General features: G+C 30.7%; 15 protein-coding genes and 8 tRNA genes. 10 read left to right on the top strand and 13 right to left on the bottom strand.

Going from position 1 to position 13,738, the window contains the following annotated elements; all coding sequences use genetic code 11:
* A partial coding sequence (locus tag BN350_RS20890; protein WP_187117098.1) for a hypothetical protein occupies window positions 1-510 on the bottom strand: 510 nt, incomplete at its 3' end.
* A 158-nt stretch (window positions 511-668) separates the two neighbouring features.
* Between BN350_RS20890 and BN350_RS03965 the strand changes: the two genes are divergently transcribed.
* From BN350_RS03965 to BN350_RS03955, 3 genes are read left to right on the top strand one after another with little or no spacing between them, the layout of a single operon-like run.
* Window positions 669-1,016 (top strand): PadR family transcriptional regulator, encoded by a 348-nt coding sequence (locus BN350_RS03965; protein ID WP_028042420.1) that lies wholly within the window; start codon window positions 669-671, stop codon window positions 1,014-1,016.
* Window positions 1,009-1,644, top strand: coding sequence for a DUF3887 domain-containing protein (locus tag BN350_RS03960; RefSeq protein WP_049945502.1), 636 nt, complete (start codon window positions 1,009-1,011; stop codon window positions 1,642-1,644). Before BN350_RS03965 ends, BN350_RS03960 begins: the two co-directional genes overlap by 8 nt.
* A gap of 18 nt (window positions 1,645-1,662) precedes the next feature.
* Window positions 1,663-2,376, top strand: coding sequence for a DUF3784 domain-containing protein (locus BN350_RS03955; RefSeq protein WP_028042418.1), 714 nt, complete (start codon window positions 1,663-1,665; stop codon window positions 2,374-2,376).
* A gap of 42 nt (window positions 2,377-2,418) precedes the next feature.
* On the opposite strand, the gene BN350_RS21620 is transcribed toward BN350_RS03955, so the two are convergent.
* Window positions 2,419-2,547 carry a hypothetical protein gene (locus BN350_RS21620; protein ID WP_261797097.1) on the bottom strand — a complete coding sequence of 43 codons (129 nt, stop codon included), beginning with the start codon at window positions 2,545-2,547 and terminating at the stop codon, window positions 2,419-2,421.
* A 156-nt stretch (window positions 2,548-2,703) separates the two neighbouring features.
* On the opposite strand from BN350_RS21620, the gene BN350_RS03945 reads away from it, so the two are divergent.
* Both BN350_RS03945 and BN350_RS03940 read left to right on the top strand, forming a co-directional pair.
* Window positions 2,704-3,867 (top strand): PucR family transcriptional regulator, encoded by a 1,164-nt coding sequence (locus BN350_RS03945; protein ID WP_028042417.1) that lies wholly within the window; start codon window positions 2,704-2,706, stop codon window positions 3,865-3,867.
* A gap of 186 nt (window positions 3,868-4,053) precedes the next feature.
* Entirely contained in the window at window positions 4,054-5,022 is a 969-nt protein-coding gene (locus tag BN350_RS03940; protein WP_044600101.1) for a reverse transcriptase family protein, read from the top strand.
* A 14-nt stretch (window positions 5,023-5,036) separates the two neighbouring features.
* Here BN350_RS03940 and BN350_RS03935 read toward each other — a convergent pair.
* Window positions 5,037-5,110: transfer RNA gene (locus BN350_RS03935), tRNA-Gly, on the bottom strand.
* Window positions 5,111-5,279: 169 nt separating this feature from the next.
* Here BN350_RS03935 and BN350_RS03930 point away from each other — a divergent pair.
* From BN350_RS03930 to BN350_RS03920, 3 genes are read left to right on the top strand one after another with little or no spacing between them, the layout of a single operon-like run.
* Window positions 5,280-6,218 carry an ABC transporter ATP-binding protein gene (locus BN350_RS03930; RefSeq protein WP_028042415.1) on the top strand — a complete coding sequence of 313 codons (939 nt, stop codon included), beginning with the start codon at window positions 5,280-5,282 and terminating at the stop codon, window positions 6,216-6,218.
* 2 nt (window positions 6,219-6,220) lie between these two features.
* On the top strand, window positions 6,221-6,964 hold the full coding sequence (locus BN350_RS03925; RefSeq protein ID WP_028042414.1) for an ABC transporter permease: 744 nt from the start codon (window positions 6,221-6,223) through the stop codon (window positions 6,962-6,964).
* An 11-nt stretch (window positions 6,965-6,975) separates the two neighbouring features.
* Window positions 6,976-7,923 (top strand): ABC transporter permease, encoded by a 948-nt coding sequence (locus BN350_RS03920; protein WP_028042413.1) that lies wholly within the window; start codon window positions 6,976-6,978, stop codon window positions 7,921-7,923.
* A gap of 33 nt (window positions 7,924-7,956) precedes the next feature.
* Here the strand turns inward: BN350_RS03920 and BN350_RS03915 are convergent, their stop codons facing one another.
* A complete protein-coding gene (locus BN350_RS03915; RefSeq protein WP_028042412.1) occupies window positions 7,957-8,451 on the bottom strand; it encodes a TetR/AcrR family transcriptional regulator in 495 nt (164 codons plus the stop codon).
* 127 nt (window positions 8,452-8,578) lie between these two features.
* On the opposite strand from BN350_RS03915, the gene BN350_RS21615 reads away from it, so the two are divergent.
* Together BN350_RS21615 and BN350_RS03905 are read left to right on the top strand one after the other, a co-directional pair.
* On the top strand, window positions 8,579-8,707 hold the full coding sequence (locus tag BN350_RS21615; RefSeq protein ID WP_261797096.1) for a hypothetical protein: 129 nt from the start codon (window positions 8,579-8,581) through the stop codon (window positions 8,705-8,707).
* 26 nt (window positions 8,708-8,733) lie between these two features.
* Window positions 8,734-9,684: an alpha/beta hydrolase gene (locus BN350_RS03905; protein WP_028042411.1), complete on the top strand. Its 951-nt coding sequence runs from the start codon at window positions 8,734-8,736 to the stop codon at window positions 9,682-9,684.
* Between the two features lie 476 nt (window positions 9,685-10,160).
* Here the strand turns inward: BN350_RS03905 and BN350_RS03900 are convergent.
* From BN350_RS03900 to BN350_RS03860, 9 genes are all read right to left on the bottom strand, one after another.
* Window positions 10,161-10,234: transfer RNA gene (locus BN350_RS03900), tRNA-Gly, on the bottom strand.
* A 23-nt stretch (window positions 10,235-10,257) separates the two neighbouring features.
* Window positions 10,258-10,331, bottom strand: a tRNA-Gly gene (locus BN350_RS03895).
* 9 nt (window positions 10,332-10,340) lie between these two features.
* Window positions 10,341-10,416 (bottom strand) — tRNA-Lys (locus BN350_RS03890).
* Between the two features lie 10 nt (window positions 10,417-10,426).
* Window positions 10,427-10,502, bottom strand: a tRNA-Gln gene (locus BN350_RS03885).
* A gap of 9 nt (window positions 10,503-10,511) precedes the next feature.
* Window positions 10,512-10,595, bottom strand: a tRNA-Tyr gene (locus BN350_RS03880).
* An 8-nt stretch (window positions 10,596-10,603) separates the two neighbouring features.
* Window positions 10,604-10,679: transfer RNA gene (locus BN350_RS03875), tRNA-Thr, on the bottom strand.
* Window positions 10,680-10,682: 3 nt separating this feature from the next.
* Window positions 10,683-10,758: transfer RNA gene (locus BN350_RS03870), tRNA-Val, on the bottom strand.
* Window positions 10,759-10,850: 92 nt separating this feature from the next.
* Entirely contained in the window at window positions 10,851-12,107 is a 1,257-nt protein-coding gene (locus tag BN350_RS03865) for a hypothetical protein (protein WP_028042410.1), read from the bottom strand.
* 11 nt (window positions 12,108-12,118) lie between these two features.
* Window positions 12,119-13,576 carry a sensor domain-containing diguanylate cyclase gene (locus BN350_RS03860; RefSeq protein WP_028042409.1) on the bottom strand — a complete coding sequence of 486 codons (1,458 nt, stop codon included), beginning with the start codon at window positions 13,574-13,576 and terminating at the stop codon, window positions 12,119-12,121.
* Between the last annotated feature and the right edge of the window lie 162 nt (window positions 13,577-13,738).

Below are 13,738 nucleotides of genomic sequence, written 5' to 3'. Positions count from 1 at the left end.
ATTTTCTGGAATTTCTTCATCTGGAGTGTCAGGCGTTTGTTGTGATTCATCCTGGTTTGGAGTTTCTTGAGTTTGGGTATGATCCTCGACTGGAGGGGTTGTTACAGGTGGAGGAGTAGGCTGTTGTTGAGATTCTTGTAATTGCTGCTGTAATTGATCAATCTGTGCCTGCTGTTTTGTGTAGTAATCATAAGCTATGTAACCACCAGCACAAATACCAGCAATGATAAGAATAGATAAAAGAAATAAGAGTAATGTTGAAAACCAAGAACGTTTTCTTTCTTTTATGATTTTTTGAGGCCGTTTCTTTTTTACAACTGTTTTTGTTTTCTTTTTTATTTTTGTTTTTGGCTTTTTATGATGAACTTTTGAATCTTTACGCAAAGAAGTTTGTTCTTTTTGATATTGATTATTCTCATACGGAGCATTATCATTGATTCTTTCATCATTATTGAATTGAGAAGAAGCTTCTTCATATTCATCATCAAATGTAAATCTTTTTTGATTCATATTTATCACCCACATATAGTATTGCCTCTTTTTATGTCTTTATGATTAACTTTGTGATAAGAAAATTTGTGAAATATTGGGATATCATTCTATTTGACAATTTCATTATTTTGTATTAGAATGTATTTAGTAATACTAAATAGAAATGAAGTGATGCGATGAATGTAAAGTATGAAAGACAATTAAAGAAAGGAGCACTTGAAATATTAGTTCTTCAGCTTCTTTCAAAAGAACGGATGTATGGCTATCAGATGATTATGGAAATGAAGAATAGAAGTCATGGATTATTTGAAATGAAGGAAGGAACTTTATATCCTATTTTATATCGTTTAGAAGACGATGGCTTTATTAAAAGTGAATGGAGTGAGCCTAAGAATAAGGAAGTCTCAAGAAAATATTATGTGATTACTTTACTTGGAATTGAAACTTTAAAGGAATTAAAGGAACTATGGAAAGAATTTTCAACAACTGTGAATCAAATGTTAGGGGATGATTGTGATGAATAAGGATTCATATATTAGGATAGTGGTAAAACATTTAGGATGTTCAAAACAACAGAAAATGAAAGTGAAAAGTGATTTAGAAAGTGATATTCAAATAGCTTTGAACAGTGGAGAAACATTTGAAGATATTATGAAAAGAATGGGTAAACCAGAGCAATTAGCACAAGAACTGAATGATAATATGGGAGTTATTAAAAAGAAATCTCACCTTAAACTTATCGTTAGTATTGGTATAGTGATTATTGCTCTTGTGATTGCAGCTATATTCTATATTCGTTCATTAATTCCTGAAACCACACCATTAGGTACATCTGGACTATTTAATGAAGAATTATTGTTGCAGTGGAGTGAAAGAACTATCACTCATATTCATGATTATCAAGTTCTTTATAATGCTTGTACACCACAAATGCAACGACAATTTACAAGAGAAAATTGGGAAACTGCATTAAAAACAATGGGAGAACTGGGAAAATATCAAAAGATAACCAGTCACTATTTTGCAGAAGTGAAACAAAATGGAGAAGATATGGCCGTTGGTGAAGTTGTGGCTTTATATGAAAACAAATCAGTAACATATACATTAACTTTTACAAGTGATAGTCATTTAGCTGGATTGTATATGAAATAGTGGGTGGAGGACAGAAAAATGTTGATTATAATAACACTTATATTTGCTGTGATTTCAATAATATTTTTACTTGGAAAAGGTAGTTTCTTGATTGCTGGATATAATACAGCTAACAAAGAAGAAAAACAAAAGTATGATGAAAAGAAATTATGCCGTGTAATGGGAATTGGTTTTTCTGTTGTGACATTAGGTTTATTGGCTGCATTATTATTAAAAAAAGATGGGACAATTCTTATGATGTCTTGTATGTTCGCTGGTACAATCATCATGCTTTATGGAACTAGATTTTGTTATAGCAATAATACTCAATACCAACATAATAAACCTTGGTATAAGAAAAAAGAAATGTTGAGTACACTTTTGGGGATTGTTGTTATGGTGGTTATTGGAGTTGCGATGTTTACTGGCAATGTCTATGTAACATTTGAAGATGATTATTTAAAAGTCAGTGCGTCAATGACAAAATCAATGGAAATAGATTATCAGGATATTGATTCTGTTGATTATATAACTAATTTAGATACTGGAAGTAGAACATTTGGAATTGGGAATGCCGTTATAGGTGCCGGTCGCTTTAAAAATGAAAAATTTGGAAGTTATCATTTATATGCATATGAAAATTGTGATGACTATATTGTGATTTATTTGAATTCAGAAGTGGTTGTATTCAATGCTAAAACAAAAGAAGAAACACAAAAAATTTATCAGGAAATTCAATATAAAATAAAATAGAAAAGCGATTCAATCGCTTTTCTTGTAATATCTTCTATTATTTTATTTATTCCATAAAAATGAGAAAAGTTTTGAAAAACTATCACAATTAAAATAACGTTCACTTTGAATCCAAGATGGATAAGTATCATAATTGTGTGTTAAATAATAATAATCATAAGTAGCGTTCATAAAAGTACCTCCCTTGGTTTTATTGTTCCCTTTTTAATACAATTTCATTATATACTATATATTAAATAATAAAAGGGTCTCAAAATCTAAAGATAGAGACTTTTTTTGTGCTCATTGCACAAAAAGTGATATAATAGGAATAAGGAGGGAAAACATATGGGGTTTACAATTGAAGATGCATTGGTGCAAACACAAGAACGTTTCCAGTTAAACCTTTTAGCAGGTCAATTAGGGTGTGCTAATGCAATTAGTTGGGTTCACTTAATAGAAGATACGATTATTATACGTCAGTTATGGGGGAAAGAATTAGCTGTGACAACAGGCTTAGGCTTTCAAGAAGAGGGGGCATTAATGAATCTGGTACAAAAATTAATACAATATCATAGTGTTGGATTAATTATTAATACTGGAAAGTATATTGTTGATGTTCCTCAAGATGTGATTTGTTATTGTGATGAGCATGATTTTCCATTATTAACAACACCATGGAAAGTTCATTTAGCTGATTTAATAAAGGATTTTAGTATGCGATGTTTATATTCTGAAAAAGAAGATAGGCAAGTTTCTAAGTATTTTAAAAATGTTTTTATGAATCCTTTAACTGTAGAAGATTCAAGAGCAGGAGTGGCAACTGCTTTTGATGTGGATGGAACTTTTCAGGTATTACTGATTGATATTGAGAATTCTGATCAATGGGATACGATTGAAAGAAGACGTATGGCTTTTCAGATAGAACTCTATTTTGAGAAAATAGAATGTACTTATAGTTTCTTTTGGTATGATGGACATTTTACATTAGTTGTGAATAATTTAGATGAAAAATTATTTGATGCAACAATTATGAATATGTATAAACGTGCGCAAAAAAGAATGAGCAAGTATTTCATACATATTGGATTAGGAACACAAGTGACTGATTTTAGAAATGTTATTGCCAGTTATAAACGTGCATTGAGTGCTGTAAGATTAGCTTCACAATTTCATCAGCCGATTTTATATTTTAGAGATATGGGAATTTATCAAGTTCTTTGTTCAATTGATGATCAGTCCATATTGGATGATATGTATCATCGTTTATTAGATCCACTCATTGAATATGATCAAAAACATCATGGTGAATTAGAAAAGACACTTTATTATTATTTGGAATACAATGGTAGTCCACAGGCGATTGCTAAACATCTTTACACACACCGTAATACGATTAATTATCGCTTAACAAAGATTAAAGAATTGCTCCATAATTCATTATCATCTTATGAAGATATGTTTCCATATATGATGGCATTTTATATAAAAGAGATGCGAAAAATAAAATGATGTGATATGATGAATTTATGAACAATAGTGATATACGAAACTTTAGCGAGTCGCTAAAGAATGAGAAAAATAAAGACATGGAAATTGTCATATTCCAAGGGGCTTAACTACACGAGACATGTAGAGTCACCGCCCATTTCCATATGACAATATCATTTGTATTGTTCAGCAAGGAGGGAGATAAAAATGTGGAAGTATATGAATCAGGAAATGTGCAACCAGTTTTTATTATCTCTTCATCTTATTGATGGTGATTTATCTGATCAAGAAAAGATAAAATTATTATATACAATTAGTAATACTATTGAAAACCAATATGAAATTATTAAGATAAAAAAGAATAGTGGAAAATTAAGAACAATCTATTGTCCCCATCCTCTTCTTAAATCAATTCAAAGAAAAATCTTACATCAAATATTAAATCATAAGTCTATTTCCTCTTATGCAAAAGCATATCATCCTCATATTGGATTAAAAGAAAATGCGTTACCACATGTTCATCAAAAAAGAATTCTTAAATTAGATATTCAAGATTTTTTTAACCACATACAATTTATTAATGTCTATGAATCATGCTTTTCGCTTGCATATTTTCCTAAACCAATAGGTATGTTATTGACACAGTTATGTACTTATCATGATGATTTACCACAAGGAGCACCTACTTCTGCTTATATATCTAATCTTGTTATGAAAGATTTTGATGAAGAAATAGGAGATTGGTGTTCACAAAGGAACATATCTTATACAAGGTATTCTGATGATATGACATTTTCCGGCGACTTGATACCAGCTGATGTGATTAGAAAAGTTAAACAATATCTTAATCCATTAGGTTTAAAACTTAATTATCAAAAAATTCATGTTATCAATCATTCACAACAACAGAATGTTACAGGTATTGTTGTTAATGAAAAAATACAAGTTCCTCGTTTATATCGTCGAAAAATAAGACAAACCATGCATTATATTGAAGCATATGGATTACAGTCACATTTAGAAAAAATTGGTTACCAAAAAAGCCCTGAGCGTTATCTTAATCATATTTATGGACAAGTTTTGTATATTCTACAAATCAACGCTCAAGATAAAGAATTTCAAATATATAAAGATAAGTTGAAAGAATATGAAAACTCATACACGTTTAGTGTATGAGTTTGTTTGTTTTATGGAGCGGGTGATGGGAATCGAACCCACGTAGTCAGCTTGGAAGGCTGAAGTTCTACCATTGAACTACACCCGCAACTCTTGATTTGACTTTTATATTCTATCATTTTTTTGAATAGATTTCAATATTTTTTATAAATAATTATCGCAACCATGATTTGCAACCAATAGTTCCTTAAAAGGAAAGCAAAGTTTGTAGCCAAAATAATATGAAATCTTTATAGTGAAATCAAGGAGGAAGATATATGAATAAAATCTTAGAAGTCAAAAACACAGAAAAAAGTTACAAAGAAAATAAAGCTATTCACAATTTATCATTTGATGTTTATGAAGGAGAAATTTTAGGTTTATTAGGGCCTAATGGAGCAGGGAAAAGTACAATGATAAGTATACTGTCTACATTATTAAAAAGTGATGCAGGAGAGATAAATGTATTTGGATACTCACTTATGTCTCATACCAATCATGTGAAAAGTCAGCTGGGTATTGTTCCTCAAGAAATTGCAATTTATGAGGATATATCAGCTTATCGTAATGTTGCGTTCTTTGCTTCATTATATGGTTTACAAAAAAGTGAACTTAAACGAAGAGTTCATGATGCATTAAAGTTTGTAGGATTGGATGACAAAGAAAATGAACTCCCTAAAACATTTAGTGGAGGGATGAAAAGAAGGCTGAATATTGCTTGTGCGATTGCCCATCATCCAAAACTATTGATTTTAGATGAACCAACAGTAGGGATTGATCCACAATCAAGGAACCATATATTATCATCACTAAAACAATTGAAAGAGATGGGGACAACAATTATTTATACAACTCATTATATGGAAGAAGTAGAAGAGATTGCTGATAGAATTGTCATTATGGATAAAGGGAGAAAAATAGCAGAAGGTACACTTCATGAACTCTTAGAAAGATATAAAGACACACTGATTTATCGTTTGTATATACAGGGGCTTACATTAGATATTGAAAATCAGTTAAGAATGATTCAAGGAGTGGAAAATATTGAAAGATTGGAAGATTCATTGACGATTACAATCTCAAAAAAAGAAGATATTTTTCATAAAATCATTTTGTTGATCATTCAAGAGAATTGTCATATAACCAAAATGGAAATGGAAGAAGGAAATTTAGAGATGGTTTTTTTAGAATTAACAGGAAAGAAATTGAGGGATTAATGATGAAAGGTTTTTATACATTATTTAAGCAAGCTTTATGTCAATTGCTTACACCTGCAACATTGACTATCTTTCTTATATTTCCGTCAGTTTTGACATTTCTTATGGGATTCCTATTTGATGGTTTATACAATACTACTTTAGTCAGTTCTTATGATTTTTATGGTGTGACAATGATTGTTTTTATTGCCATGATGGGAGCTACTGTTCCTGCTAATATTTTCTTAGAAAAACATTTAAAAAGTGGAAATACAAGAATTTTTTATAGCCCTGTTTCAAGGGTTAGTATATATATGGCAAAGATATTGGCGTGTTTTGTAGTCATGTCTTTATGTATATCAATCAATATGATTCTATTTCAAGTCACGTCATTTGTTAATTTAGGTGGTTCTCGTATCAGTTATGTGATTTTATTAATGGGGGCATTTGTTTTGTTTTTGATATTACTGAGTACTGCTCTTTGTGTTACGATTCATAGTGAAGAATTAACAAATGTAATTATTTCTAATTCAATGTCTGTATTGGGCTTGTTATCTGGAATTTTCTTTCCTATTGCAAGTTTAGGTGATTTCTTTGAAATGATTGCACAATTTTCTCCTATGAAATGGACTGTAGATTGTCTTTTTCAGATTATCTATGATGGAAGAAGTGAATATTATTGGTGGATTATATTTGGACTTGTTGTTTTGTCTTTATTGTTACTGATGATTGTTCATAGAAACTATCGTCCAGATGATTATATATAGGAGGAAGAAAGATGTATAAACATATGAGGTTAATGTTTTATCGTATTGCGCATAACAAAGCATTTTTTATAACCTATTTAATTTTAATACCTGTTGTGATGGGAATAGCAGTCTATATAACTAATAATCTTTCTTATCAGATGCAAATCGGTATTGTTGGCAATATAGAAACAGGAGAAAATAAAAATGTTGATTATATTCCATTGGATGAGATTCCAAAGACATCACAAATGGTTTTGAATGAATATGATGCTGTTGCTTATTTAGAAAATGATAGTATACAAATTCTATCTACTAAAGGTGACGAATATAACCAGCTTGTTCAACTTATCATCAATGGCCAAATAGATTCGTTACCTAATGAGAATAGTGGAGGAACTGCTTCTCATATTCTTGGATTCCTTATGATGGTTATTTCATTATTGGGCGTTCAAATGTATCAATATTATTTTGATGAAAGAAAAGGAATGAATAAACGCATATTAGGAACAGCATGTTCCTGCTGGCAATATTTGTTAAGTCATTTTGTCGTTGTCTTGAGCTTTCTCTTTGTTCCAGCGTTCATCATTATAAGTCTGGTTTTATATCTTTTTCATATACCTTTATCAATTGATTATGGGTTATTTGTATTCATATTATTCTTACTATGCTTTTTTGCAACTTCATTTGGTTTATGGATCAATGTATTATCAAAAACAATTGAAGAGAGTATGATGATTGGAAATATGTTTGCAATAATAGGAACTATTGTTTCAGGAGGATTTGTTCAAGTTACTGACAATGTCATTTTTCATACCATTGTTCAAATATTTCCACAACAACAAATCATGTCATTACTACTGGCATTAGAAAATCAGACATCATTACCATCGATAGGGATTGTTTATGTTATTGTAGTATCATTTCTCTTTATTTTAACAGCGGTTATAATTGAAAAAAGAAAATTACCAAGTCGATAAACAAAAAGGACTCGTTTGAAAGAAATGAGCCCTTTATATTTTTCCATTATTGCTTTGTTGATTAAAATACATAGCCATTTTTTCTGGTGTATTTTTCATTCCTCTTTTATACCATTCATTACACCAGCCAAAGATAAGATAAGCAATAGTAACCTTAGAATAAGCCATTACATCAGAATCATCCTCTTTATAATCACATATTGCTAAAATATGCTCAATAAGGAGATGCTGAAGATTAGCTTTATATAATATATCAATTATTTCTTTATTTTCTTGGAAGAATAAAAATATTTGATATCCAATATTATCGTTGTTATCCCACTTCTGTTTCCATTCATCAAATATAATTTTTAAATAATAAGATATGATTTCATTCTTGTTTTTAAAATGACGATAAATCGTCATGTGAGAAACACCAGCTTTATGACTAATATCTTTGTTTGTTATTCTTTCAAACTTCTTTTTTTGCATTAGATATATTAATGCATCAGCAATACATTTTTTCGAAAAATCACTTTGTAATTCCATGTTATAAACAACTCCTTTTCTTAACATTTGTACTGAGTGCTATTGCTTTCTATTTGTTTTTAGCATAACATAACAGATGTTATAAATATAACATCATTAAAATAATAAATCAAGGAGGAGAAGAATAATGACTGGAAAAAGATGGGTTATTCTAGGTGCTGTTATTGTGTTTGGAATAATTATGGGAAGATTAGTAGTACGTGCAATCTTAAATTTACTGATGGGTGGAACATTGTTTGGGGGTAATTTTTTGTGAAAAATGATAAGAAGAGGAGAAATGGTATGTTTATTTTATTATGTGTATTTGTTTTTTTAGTATCTATGGGAGTAGGAGCATATTCTAAAATAGCCATGAAGCCTGCATGGTCACAAAAATATTCTATTGAATGGAGTGATAATTTAGGAACACTCTATAATGATATTGCCTATGGAGATGGAGAGGCACATAAGTTTGATCTGTACTTACCTAGGGATAATACAAGGAAAAATTATGGATTAGTTGTCTATCTTCATGCTGGAGGTTTTACCCAGGGAGATAAGTCAGATGATAGAGAAATGCTTTCTTGGCTATGCAACAAAGGTTATGTGACAGCAGGTATTAATTATACGCTCAGAAATGAAACAAATGATAAAAGTGTTTTATCTCAATCAAATGAAATAAAAGAAGCAATACCAAAGGTTATTGAAACTGCAGAGAAATATGGGTATCATGTCAATGAAATGGGAATCGCTGGTGGATCAGCTGGTCATGCACTGGCAATGATTTATGCATACAGAGATGCCAAAGAATCACCAGTACCTGTTAAATTATTATTTGGTGCCGTAGGACCATCAAGTTTTTATGCTGCAGATTGGGATATTTATGGTTTTGATAAAGATACAGATGAGGCTAGAGAAGGAACGGCAAGATTGTTAGGTATCATGGGCGGTGTGGAACTGACATCAAATATGATAAAGGATGGTTCCTATATTGAAAAACTCAAACCAATATGTGCAGTAATGTGGGTGGATGAAAATACAGTTCCAAGTGTTGTAGCGTATGGTAAACATGATAAGGTACAACCATATAAAGGGTCACAACGATTATTGCAGGCATATCAAAAATATAATGTTGATTATCAATATTTTGAATGTTCCCATTCAGGGCATGGACTTCAAAATGATGACGAAGTTTACAGAAAATGGCTGGAGACTGTAGAAGAATATTTAGATAAATATTTAACAGTAAGATAAGGAGAAGATATGAGAAAAGTATTGAAAATTATTAGAATGATATTACTGGTTATGGTTATTATCATTGTTTGATTTGTTGTATTGAGTTTTATGACTTCTATTCCAAAAAATGATATAACAAAAATTAATACAGTGGATGCATTGAAAATAGGAAATATGAAACAACTGTTTACAAAGAATCGACACTCCAAAAATTTAGTAAATATATCATTTATTATTCAAATGAATTAGAAACAAGTTATAAAAAATATTCTGTAACTGTATTTGTTAACGGAGGTAGTGTGAAAATTTCTAAATATCTTGCTTTATTTAAGTGTTTAGTATCATGAGAATTTATTGTAATGGGAACTAAATGGCTAAGATAAGTTCAATCCATATACAAATTCTTATAATTTTAAATCAGTTAAGATGAAAGTTGTGTATTATATATAAAATAAAAACTTACAAACTATTATGTCTGTAAGTTATTTTTTTAATGGAGCGGGTGATGGGAATCGAACCCACGTAGTCAGCTTGGAAGGCTGAAGTTCTACCATTGAACTACACCCGCATAAGGATTTATAAAATTTTAAATGGAGCGGGTGATGGGAATCGAACCCACGTAGTCAGCTTGGAAGGCTGAAGTTCTACCATTGAACTACACCCGCATTTAAGAATGGTGACCCGCAGGCGACTCGAACGCCTGACCCTCTGATTAAAAGTCAGATGCTCTACCGACTGAGCTAGCGGGTCAAATATACATTGGCTGGGATACCTGGATTCGAACCAGGGAGATGACAGAGTCAAAGTCTGTTGCCTTACCGCTTGGCTATATCCCAATAAAAAAATGGTGGGGAGGGGCGGATTCGAACCACCGAACCGAAAGGAACTGAGTTACAGTCAGCCGCGTTTAGCCACTTCGCTACCTCCCCAAGAAACATGGTGCCGGCTAAAGGACTTGAACCCTCAACCTACTGATTACAAGTCAGTTGCTCTACCAGTTGAGCTAAGCCGGCAAATGGTGGAGGTTAACGGGCTCGAACCGCTGACCCTCTGCTTGTAAGGCAGATGCTCTCCCAACTGAGCTAAACCTCCGTATTTCTTAGTGCTTACTTATAATACCATAGGAGATATAGTCAGTCAAGAAGAAAATATCAAAAAAAGAAATAGAATTTCTATTTCTTAAACTATAATTGTCTCCAAATCTCTTTTTGCACTACAGCAAGCTTTTCTTCAATATTGTCATTTTGATTGTAATGAAAGACTTGAATAATAGGTTGTAGTATAATTCTTTCGTCATCAATAATAATTGATTGAATGATTTCAATTTCAAGTTCTCTATGAATCTCACGAATTTGTTTTTCATCGAAGTATTCATCAAATACAATTGCAAACATAGATTCCTGTATTCTAGCTAGCACAGTCTTGTTTTTAGCATATTTTTGTAGTGTTGCAATAATGTCATTTTTCCAGTCAGTACGTTTATCAATATCTAACATATTAAATATTTTATGAGCTCGCGTTGTTTCAATAACAAATATTGTTTTTTGAGAATGACTATTTTGTAAGAATTCTATAAAACCAAATAAATTTAAAAATTGAGTTTCTCTATCAATACGTTCTAAACGTTTAAGTTCATCTTTTTCTCTTTTGGCAACTAAGTGAAGATAGAATAATCTTGTTAAGATTGTTCCGAAGAATGTCCCTATAACGACTATTGGAACAATTGCAATTCCCCAGCCGTTTTTAGGTCTCACTAATAAAGACCACTGAGCAGGAATTTCAAAACTTTCTTCAACAACATCTAAGTAATCAGCATTTTCATTAGATGTTTCAAGTACAAGTTTATGTCCAGTTTCCGCTGAAACAGTCCATAATTGATAATCATAATGAAATGTTTCTGCTAAAACATCAAGACCCAATTCATCAATAATCTTTTGTGCGTCTAATACAACAGCAACACAGCAGATAAGATTGTTATCTTTATAAATCGGTAGAATTGTAATAATAATGCTTTTATCATATTCATCTATTTGAATAGGTCCATAAATAATTAATTCTTTTCTTAATACTGCTAAACGATAAGGATAATCTTTATCTAATTTTCCAGGTTCAGCAGAAGAACCAAATAATTTTACTTCATTTTTTGATTTAATAATGATATCAAGAACTTCTTCTTTATCCATGACACTTTGATATAAAGAAGAAGCTTTAATATTGGCTTGGACATCAGCTTGTAAAAAACTATTGAATTGATCTGTATAATTATATTCACTCTTTAATTTATTTTCAATGAGTTGACATTGTAAGGCAATGAATGGTTTAGCATCTTGTTTTTGTGTTTTTATATAACTATTATTAACTTGAATTCCAATAAATAATGAAAGAAGAAAACTGACCAAAATAAAACCTGCCAATATACATTTTTCTATTTTGCTAATCATTTGATTCTCCTCTACATTTCATCAAAAATACAATATGTGTTTTTACCACGATGTTTTGCTTTATATAAAGCTTTATCAGCTTTTGCAATTAAATCTTTGATTGTTGTTGCATCATTTGGATAAAGCGAAGCACCAATACTACAATGAATAGAATGTTTATTTTCATTAATATTTAATTCAGAATCCAATTGAACAATAATATCATGAAGAAGATTTTCAACTTCCTTTCTTGATTTCAAATTAGGAATAAACAATAAAAATTCATCTCCACCATATCTTGTTGTAATACCATCATATATCTTTTCTAATTTTCGTAAACAATATCCAATATTTGCTAAAGCTTTATCTCCTTCTTCGTGACCAAATGTATCATTTAAAGTTTTAAGATTATCAAGATCAATAAAACATAAAACAGAGAGTTTATCAGGATTAGCTGACTTAAGTTTGTTAACGATAGAATTTGCAAAAACAGTTCTTGTTGCAGTGCCTGTTAATGAATCAATAAGACCCTGACTTGTTATGTCTAAAATATCTTGAGTATTCATTTCAGCTTTTTCACCACGAATCTTTAAATTCATTGCTTGAATAGATGCGATTGTTGCTTCCCATGAAGAAAGACTCTCTTTCATATGTTTTCTCATCATTACGTCAAATATATATCCAATGATAATAATGATAAGCAATTGAGAAACAAGTCCACCTATATCTTTTGACATTTGTGAAAAGATATTACCACGAAACATAATAGTCCAAGGTGTTTGCTCAATATTCTGATAACTTGCATACCACAATTTTCCATTCTTAAAGCCATAATAATGTCCAGACTTTCGATCTTTTAAGTTTTGATTAACAGTTTTTATGTTTCCTCCAAATAGAGTTGATCCTTGATTGAGATTATCTAAGCTCGTATCATATGTTCCTTCTTCAGAAGAAGCAAGAACAGTATTTTCACTTCCAAATAAAACAAAGTCATCTGACTGATTACGTTTTACAAAAGACAGTATTATCTCCTCTAATTCATTTTGAGCAAGAGAAGCCCAAACACTACCAACAACTTTTTCATCTTTAAAAATAGGGACAGCAATTGTGTAAATAAGTAACGAACCATTTTCACCAGCACTATAAATATTCGTGACCTGTGTTTCACCAGTCGAATATAATTTTTGCATAAAGTCTCTACGTGCAAGATTACCAGCTTTATCATTAGAAGAATAAACATTGATTTCTTCATCGGTAATACCCATGATTTTATAATGAAATGCATTGCTGTATACTTTTAATTTTTCAGCTCTTTCCTTTAATGAAAGCTGTGTATTTCCAATAATTTCATCATAGCGTATAGACTCAAGCAATTGAATAGTTGTTTGGATTCTACTCCCTATAACATTAGAAATATCATGTAATTGAGAAACAGAATTCGAATGAACTGTTCTTAATGAAGAATATATATTTCCAAATATGCAAATCACTATAACAATTATAAAAAAAGGCGATAGTATATTTTGATTTTATTTAGCGGACTTTTTTGTTTTTTCATGCCATTGTCTCCCCATATCTATACTTATTGTACTTTTTATTTCATAATTCGTCAATGTAATAAAAGAGAATAATGCTATACTTATATTTTCAAA

The organism is Candidatus Stoquefichus massiliensis AP9, from assembly GCF_000455285.1.
Taxonomy (GTDB): domain Bacteria; phylum Bacillota_I; class Bacilli_A; order Erysipelotrichales; family Coprobacillaceae; genus Stoquefichus; species Stoquefichus massiliensis.
Note: the sequence above shows the minus strand (reverse complement) of the source record. Positions and strands in the feature narration are given on the sequence as shown.

Bases quoted from the DNA above. Each gene is read 5' to 3' on its own strand.
- BN350_RS03965 (WP_028042420.1), top strand. From the start codon at position 669: ATGAATGTAAAGTATGAAAGACAATTAAAGAAAGGAGCACTTGAAATA.
- BN350_RS03960 (WP_049945502.1), top strand. From the start codon at position 1,009: ATGAATAAGGATTCATATATTAGGATAGTGGTAAAACATTTAGGATGT.
- BN350_RS03955 (WP_028042418.1), top strand. From the start codon at position 1,663: ATGTTGATTATAATAACACTTATATTTGCTGTGATTTCAATAATATTT.
- BN350_RS21620 (WP_261797097.1), bottom strand. From the start codon at position 2,547: ATGAACGCTACTTATGATTATTATTATTTAACACACAATTATGATACT.
- BN350_RS03945 (WP_028042417.1), top strand. From the start codon at position 2,704: ATGGGGTTTACAATTGAAGATGCATTGGTGCAAACACAAGAACGTTTC.
- BN350_RS03940 (WP_044600101.1), top strand. From the start codon at position 4,054: ATGTGGAAGTATATGAATCAGGAAATGTGCAACCAGTTTTTATTATCT.
- BN350_RS03930 (WP_028042415.1), top strand. From the start codon at position 5,280: ATGAATAAAATCTTAGAAGTCAAAAACACAGAAAAAAGTTACAAAGAA.
- BN350_RS03925 (WP_028042414.1), top strand. From the start codon at position 6,221: ATGAAAGGTTTTTATACATTATTTAAGCAAGCTTTATGTCAATTGCTT.
- BN350_RS03920 (WP_028042413.1), top strand. From the start codon at position 6,976: ATGTATAAACATATGAGGTTAATGTTTTATCGTATTGCGCATAACAAA.
- BN350_RS03915 (WP_028042412.1), bottom strand. From the start codon at position 8,451: ATGGAATTACAAAGTGATTTTTCGAAAAAATGTATTGCTGATGCATTA.
- BN350_RS21615 (WP_261797096.1), top strand. From the start codon at position 8,579: ATGACTGGAAAAAGATGGGTTATTCTAGGTGCTGTTATTGTGTTTGGA.
- BN350_RS03905 (WP_028042411.1), top strand. From the start codon at position 8,734: ATGTTTATTTTATTATGTGTATTTGTTTTTTTAGTATCTATGGGAGTA.
- BN350_RS03865 (WP_028042410.1), bottom strand. From the start codon at position 12,107: ATGATTAGCAAAATAGAAAAATGTATATTGGCAGGTTTTATTTTGGTC.